General features: G+C 71.3%; 8 protein-coding genes. 5 read left to right on the top strand and 3 right to left on the bottom strand.

Annotated features, from left to right (window positions below):
* Positions 1–461 precede the first annotated feature (461 nt).
* The 3 genes from ACFYZ4_RS39670 to ACFYZ4_RS39660 form a co-directional block, all read right to left on the bottom strand.
* Positions 462–533 carry a putative leader peptide gene (locus ACFYZ4_RS39670; RefSeq protein ID WP_351302269.1) on the bottom strand — a complete coding sequence of 24 codons (72 nt, stop codon included), beginning with the start codon at positions 531–533 and terminating at the stop codon, positions 462–464.
* A gap of 164 nt (positions 534–697) precedes the next feature.
* Positions 698–1,156 carry an Rrf2 family transcriptional regulator gene (locus ACFYZ4_RS39665; protein ID WP_351302263.1) on the bottom strand — a complete coding sequence of 153 codons (459 nt, stop codon included), beginning with the start codon at positions 1,154–1,156 and terminating at the stop codon, positions 698–700.
* 82 nt (positions 1,157–1,238) lie between these two features.
* Complete coding sequence (locus ACFYZ4_RS39660) at positions 1,239–2,465, bottom strand: acyl-CoA dehydrogenase (RefSeq protein WP_390786296.1); 1,227 nt, start codon at positions 2,463–2,465, stop codon at positions 1,239–1,241.
* A gap of 233 nt (positions 2,466–2,698) precedes the next feature.
* Between ACFYZ4_RS39660 and ACFYZ4_RS39655 the strand changes: the two genes are divergently transcribed.
* The 5 genes from ACFYZ4_RS39655 (at position 2,699) to ACFYZ4_RS39635 (ending at position 6,673) form a co-directional block, all read left to right on the top strand.
* On the top strand, positions 2,699–2,782 hold the full coding sequence (locus tag ACFYZ4_RS39655; protein ID WP_324617234.1) for a putative leader peptide: 84 nt from the start codon (positions 2,699–2,701) through the stop codon (positions 2,780–2,782).
* 222 nt (positions 2,783–3,004) lie between these two features.
* Positions 3,005–3,586: a winged helix-turn-helix domain-containing protein gene (locus ACFYZ4_RS39650; RefSeq protein ID WP_390786295.1), complete on the top strand. Its 582-nt coding sequence runs from the start codon at positions 3,005–3,007 to the stop codon at positions 3,584–3,586.
* A gap of 217 nt (positions 3,587–3,803) precedes the next feature.
* Positions 3,804–4,817: an amino acid ABC transporter permease gene (locus ACFYZ4_RS39645; protein ID WP_390786294.1), complete on the top strand. Its 1,014-nt coding sequence runs from the start codon at positions 3,804–3,806 to the stop codon at positions 4,815–4,817.
* A complete protein-coding gene (locus tag ACFYZ4_RS39640) occupies positions 4,814–5,590 on the top strand; it encodes an amino acid ABC transporter ATP-binding protein (RefSeq protein WP_351302255.1) in 777 nt (258 codons plus the stop codon). The genes ACFYZ4_RS39645 and ACFYZ4_RS39640 overlap by 4 nt, the downstream gene beginning before the upstream one ends.
* Positions 5,591–5,656: 66 nt before the next feature.
* Positions 5,657–6,673, top strand: a complete 1,017-nt coding sequence (locus ACFYZ4_RS39635) for an ABC transporter substrate-binding protein (protein WP_351302252.1) — start codon at positions 5,657–5,659, stop codon at positions 6,671–6,673.

The following is a 6,673-nucleotide window of genomic DNA, read 5'->3' as shown; positions in this document are numbered from 1 at the left end:
CGCACCTCGGAGGCCGACAGCTTCGCGCCGTCCGTGGCGGCGGCGTTCGCGGCCTTGTCGCCCTCGTCCTTCTTGGCCTCCGAGCCGTAGCCGCAGGCGGTGAGCAGCAGGGGAAGCGTCGCGGTGAGGGCGATGGCGCGCAGGGTGGTGAGCGATCTGGCGGCAGACACGGAGGTGTCCTTTCACGGGATGGTGTTCGAGAAGGAGGTGCGGAGAAGGGCGACGCGAAGCCGTCGGCACACACGGAACCGACGCCCGGCGGTGAGCGGTGAGTGGTGGGCGACGGGATTGCGGTCGCGGGCCCGAGGAACGAGAGGGTGTCGGACACCTCGGGGACGGACGTCGAGCCCGTCATGCGGACGTCCGCGCTCGACGCCACGCGGTCGGCGTGGTCGGCCGAGGGGCCCGTCCGACGGTGTCAGTGGTGACTACACGTGGAGCGGGGCCCGGCGCGCGTGGTGTCAGCCGGGCTGACAGATGGCGCTGGACGTGCGGAGCAGGTCGATGTGCCGGCGGGAGGTCAGAGGCAGCATCCGGCCTGCGTGATGCAGTGTTCGCACGGCCCGCCTCCCTGGATTCCTAGTTTTCCCACCTGGTTGGTAGGCATATTGGCAGAGGCGGACACCCACCCCAAGAGGGTGACCGAATGGTGGACGCCAGAATCTCGTTATGTGAGAACGTGCAGGTGGGGCAGGGGTCAGGGATTGGTCCAGGCGCCGGGGGGATCGGCCAGTGCCGATACGTTCGCGGGCAGATCGGACGACGCGACGTCGGCGAGGCTCACGCCGTCGAGGATCTCGCGGACATTGGCCCGCAGCGCGATCCACAGGGGGAGCAGTGCCTGGGCGGGGCCGGTGTAGGACAGGTCCGGCGGGCGCACCCCGCGCACCGAGACGAGCGGTCCGTCCACGACGCGGATCACGTCCGCGATGCTGATGGACTGGGCGGGCTTGGCCAGCCGGTAGCCGCCGTTGCCGCCGCGCTGGCTGAGTACGAGACCGCCCCGGCGCATGTCGTTCAGGATGCCCTCGAGGAACTTGTGCGGGATGTCCTGGGCGTCGGCGATGGCCTCTGCCTTCACCGGCCCGTCATCCTGTGACGCGGCAAGCTGCAGTGCGGCACGTACCGCGTAGTCCGCCCTGGCTGAGATCCGCATACGGCCATTATCTTGCATCGATTCGGCCGGTGTCCCCTCACGGGTCGACGCCGGCCGCCGGGCGGGTACGCGCGCCCCCGCGTCAGCGGAAGGCCGCCACCACGGGGTGGGAGCCGTTGAGGTAGTGCTCGCCGATGGAGCGCAGGCGGTGGGCGGCGGGGCGGTGGGCCGTCAGGACCCGGGCGTTGCGCCAGAAGCGGTCCAGGCCGGGCGCGTCGGCGAGCTCCAGCACCCGGGCGGTGATGCGCAGGGCGGCCTTCGACGTCACGGTCTCGGCCGTGGCGACCAGGGCGGCGACGCCCGCGGCTCCTTCCGCGTCGAGGTGCGCACCCGCGTCGAGGTGCGTACCCGCGTCGAGGGCCCGCGCCATCACGTCCGTCGCCCGGTCCACCACGGCGGTGGCCGTCTGGGCGGCCGAGGCGAGTTCCCCGTACGTCAGGAAGAGGTCCGGGTCCTCACCGGGCAGCCGGTGCGCGCGGCCGCCCCTGCTGAGGTCGCGCGCCTCGGTGAGGGCGCCCTCGGCGATGCCGAGGGCGACGTGACACAGGGCGAGCCGGAGCGCCGGCTCCGCGAGCGCGGTGAAGGGCGAGGTCGACTCCTCGTCGTGCGGCCGGCGGCCCAACACCTGTTCGGGCGTGATGGCGACCCGGTCCAGGACGACCTCGCCCGCGCCGGCGACGCGCTGCCCGAGGCGGTCGTGGGCGGACTCGACGGTCACGCCCCGTGCGCCGGGTGGGATCCGTACGACCAGGACCTCGCCGGTCGCCGCGCAGACGGCGTCGACCACGATCTGGTCCGCCGCGGCCGCCGCCGTGTCCACGGACCGGCGCCCGCTCAGCACGTAGCCGGGGGTGCGCCGCCGCAGCGTGAGCTCCGGTCCGTCGGTGTCGTCGTCGTGGGGGACGGGAGCGCGGACCGCACCGGTCCACAGCCACTGCCCGCCCACCGACTCCTCTTCGAGGGCGGTCGCGTGGTGGTGACTCGCGTAGAAGCGTCCGCTCCAGGTGTGCACGTAGTGGCGGGCGAGGACGTCACCGACGGAGCTGTCCGCCGCCGAGATCTCCCGTATGACGGCGCATCCGGTGCGCCAGTCCGCCCCGCGGCCGGGGCCGGGCGGGGTGAGGGCCGCCGGCAGGCCCGCCTCGCGCAGCCGGGCCGTCTCGTCGGCCGGCGGCTTGCCCGCCTGATCACGGGCGATGGCGTCCGCGGCCAGGTCGTCCGCCACGTCGCGGGCGGTACGCAGGAGTGTGCGGCGCTGCTCGTCGACGGATCGGCGGCCGGCGGTGCCATGGGGGATGGCGGTGGTCATCTCGGCTACTCCGGAACGTTGTTGGGTGGCGCCGGCCGGCCGCTTCACCGAATCCCCACCTTTCCCATCGGATTGATAGGGATACTCGCCCGAAGCCGTCTGCCCGGCAAGAGCGTGACCGAATGGCGGACGATGTGATCTCGGGATGAGAGACCGTGCAGGTCAGCGTCTTTTCCTAGTCAATCGGTAGGGAAGTATTGACGCACGCCCGCCGGGCACCTCACGATGTGACCATGTCCCCGTCGCAGCCGTTGCTCGTACGCCGCAGGCACGTTGACCTCCGTCGCGTCGCCAGCGCCGTCTGCCGACCCGTCTAGGGCTTCTCCGACAGGGCATTTCCCGGATGCGAGCCGGTCTTCCGGCTGCCGCTCCTCTCCGTGCGCCGCGCCTTCCCGTGACTCAGGCCCGCTGAGCCGTACGGGTCCGCCCGGCGTGCGGCGCGCCGGCCCTCCCGCCGGATCCGTCACGGAGACCCCTGCCCTGTCGCGGCCCGACACCCGGCGTCCGTACCTCATTCCGAGCAGCCGAAGGGGCTCATCGTGACCACCGCACTTCCCGCACCGGTACCCGCCACCGCTGTCCACCGTTCCCCGGCCCCGCGCCTGCGGCTGGTCGGCGACCGTCCACCCGCCGTCTCCGCCGACGGGATCGCCGGCGGCCGCGTCGGCTACCTCGTGTTCCTGCCGGCGGACGTCGACCCGGTCGCGGTGATGACCGCGCACGGCATACGCCCGGAGATCCACCCCCTCGAACCCGGGACGCTCCCCGCTCCCGAGCCGGCGCCGGCCCCGCACCCCGGCGCCGTCCGGCCCGGCGACCCCGCCCGGCTCGACGATGCCATCCGGGTCGACGGCGAACGTCGGCTGGCCGAGGTCGACGGACGCGAACTGGACCTCACCTACCTGGAGTTCGACCTCCTGGCCCACCTGGTGGCCCATCCGTACAGAGTCCACAGGCGTGAGGCCCTCATCTCGGACATCTGGGGCTACGGACACATCGGCGACGGCCGTACGGTCGACGTCCACGTGGCCAGGCTGCGCCGCAAGCTCGGTCCCGCGCACCGGGGCCGCATCACCACCGTGCGCCGCGTCGGCTACAAGTACGTTCCCGACCACCAGTAGCCCCGGAACCGGCGGGTCACCCCCGGAACCGGGCCGGATCACCCCCGGAACCGTACGTTCCAGCGGCCCGAACATTTCACCCGAAGGCATTGTGTGTACGGCGGATGAAATTGCCGCACGCTTTCGCGGATACCGATATCGGGACCGTTGACAGCCCTTCTCCGGGCTGCCTAGCTTACGCCGCAGAAAACGACATCAGCGGCCTCTTCTATCCGGCATGACGGCTGCTTTTCGATTCTTCGACTTATCGAATGCTGCTGGAGTGTCCTTGACCGAATCGCTTGTCCTCACCGCGCCCCCGGGACCGCCGGCGCCGGCCGAGCGGGTGCTCCCGGTCCGCCGGCCCGGCCGCTGGATCGCCACCGTCATCGTGCTGGTGCTGCTCTCCCAGGCCGCCCACGGGCTGCTCACCAACCCCTTCTACCAATGGGACCGGTTCACCTACTGGTTCATCCGGCCGGCCATCCTGGAAGGCCTGCTCATCACCCTCCAGGTGGCCGCGTACAGCGCGGTCCTGGGCCTCGCCGGCGGCATCCTGCTCGCCCTCGGCCGGCTCTCCACGAACCCCGTACTGCGCTCGGTGAGCTGGGCCTACATCTGGCTGCTGCGCTCGGTCCCGCTGATCGTGGTCCTGCTCTTCCTCTACAACCTCAGCGCCCTCTACCCCACCCTGAGCATCGGGGTGCCCTTCGGCCCCGCCTTCTTCACCTTCGACGAGTCGAGGCTGGCCACCGACATCGTCGTGGCGGTCGTCGGACTGAGCCTGAGCGAAGCGGCGTACGCGGCCGAGGTGGTCAGGGCCGGCGTGCTCTCCGTCGACCAGGGCCAGCACGAGGCGGCGGCCGCGCTGGGACTGCCCAAGCGGTACCAGTTCGCCCGGATCGTCTTCCCGCAGGCGCTGCGCTCCATCGTCCCCGCCTACGTCAACCAGCTGATCGGGCTCGTCAAGGCCACCTCGCTGGTCTTCTACGTATCGCTGCTCGACCTGTTCGGCACGGTGCAGAGCCTCGGCAGCACCTACTCCGGCGACATCGTGCCCCTGCTGCTCGTGGCCACCTTCTGGTACGTGGTCCTCACCAGCGTCCTCTCGGTCGTCCAGTTCCACGTCGAGCGGTACTACGCGCGCGGCGCGCTGCGCACCGTACCGCCCACCCCCCTGCAGCGGGCCCGGACGGGCCTGCGCGATCTCCGGGACCGCCTCCGGGGCTTCCCGAAGGAGACGGCACGATGACCACCGCCGCGCGGGCCGCCGCGATCGAGGTCCACGACGTGCACAAGTGGTACGGCGGCCGGCAGGTCCTGGACGGGGTGAGCCTGACCCTGCGGCCGGGCACGGTCACCGCGGTCCTGGGCCGCTCCGGATCCGGCAAGTCCACCCTGCTGAGGGTCATCAACCACCTGGAGAAGCCCGAGGCCGGATACGTCAGCGTGGGCGGCGAGCTGATCGGCGTGCAACGGCACGGCGGGCGGCTGAGGGAGCGGGGCGAACGGGCGATCCTCGCCCAGCGCGGCCGCATCGGCTTCGTCTTCCAGAACTTCAACCTCTTCCCGCACCTGACCGTCCTGGACAACGTCGCGGCGGCGCCGGTGGCCACGGGCAGGCTGCCGCGGCCGCAGGCCCGGGCCCTGGCGCGCGAACTCCTGGAGCGCGTCGGGCTCGGCGACCGGACCGGCGCCTATCCGCGGCAGCTGTCCGGCGGCCAGCAGCAGCGCGTGGCCATCGCCCGCGCCCTCGCGCTGCGACCCGGAGTCATCCTCTTCGACGAACCCACCTCTGCGCTCGACCCCGAACTCGTCGGCGAGGTGCTGTCGGTGATCAAGGATCTGGCCACCGGCGGCACGACGCTCGTCATCGTCACGCACGAGATCGGCTTCGCCCGCGAGGTCGCCGACGAGGTCGTCTTCCTCGACGGCGGCCGCGTCGTCGAACAGGGCCCGCCCGAGCAGGTGCTGGACCGGCCCGCCCACCCGCGTACGCGGGAGTTCCTCAGCAAGGTGCTCTGACTCCGCCGCACCCTTCCTCGTCGAGCACCACCCCACCACCCTCTCTCCCACCCGAAAGGCAACACCATGCACCGCCGACACTCCCTGCGCACCAGACTCACCCGCGGTCTCGGAGCCGCCACCGCCACCGTGGCGCTCGCCTCCGGTCTCACCGCGTGCGGCGGCGACGCCGAGGCCACCGGACCGGGCTCCGGCAAGGTCACCGTCGGCGCGGTGTCCAACGGCGCCGCCCAGCAGGCCGAACTGGCCGTCCCGGTCGTCGAGTCCCTGCGCGCCCAGCTGCCCGCCGACGTGCGCGAGCGCGGCGAACTCGTCATCGGGGTCGGCGCGCTGCCCGCCGGCTTCCCGCCGCTGGCGTACGCGGGCACCGACCAGAAGACCCTGACCGGCGCCGAACCGGACCTCGGCCGCCTGGTGGCCGCGACGCTCGGCCTCAAGCCGGTGGTGAAGAACTCCACCTGGGAGAACCTCTTCGTCGGCATCGACAGCGGCAAGGTGGACGTGGCCTTCACGAACGTCACGGTCACGGAGGAGCGCAAGAAGAAGTACGAGTTCGCCTCCTACCGGCAGGACAACCTGGCCTTCGAGACGCTGAAGGACAACCCCTGGAACTACGGCGGCGACTACCGCAACCTCGCGGGAAAGACGGTCGCGGTCGGCTCGGGCACCAACCAGGAGAAGATCCTCCTGGAGTGGCAGAAGAAGCTCCAGGCCGAGGGCAAGGACATCACCGTCAAGTACTTCCCCGACGCCAACAGCACCTACCTGGCCCTGAACGGCAAGAAGATCGACCTCAGCTTCGGCCCGAACCCGTCCGTTGCCTACCACATCACCCAGACGGCGAACGGCAACGCCCCCACCCGCAACGCGGGCTCCTTCTCCGGCGCGGGCGAGTCGCTCCAGGGCCTGATCGCCGCGACCGCGAAGAAGGACAGCGGGCTCGCCAAGCCGGTGTCCGAGGCGATCAACCATCTGATCAAGAACGGCCAGTACGCGCAGCTGCTCGCCGCCTGGAACCTGTCCAACGAGGCCGTCGCCACCTCGGAGGTCGACCCGCCGGGCCTGCCGGTGACCAACTCCTGA

It is taken from the genome of Streptomyces sp. NPDC001513 (assembly GCF_042894695.1).
Lineage (GTDB): Bacteria > Actinomycetota > Actinomycetes > Streptomycetales > Streptomycetaceae > Streptomyces.
The sequence above is the reverse complement of the archived record's forward strand: the minus strand, read 5'-3'. Positions and strand labels throughout refer to the sequence as shown.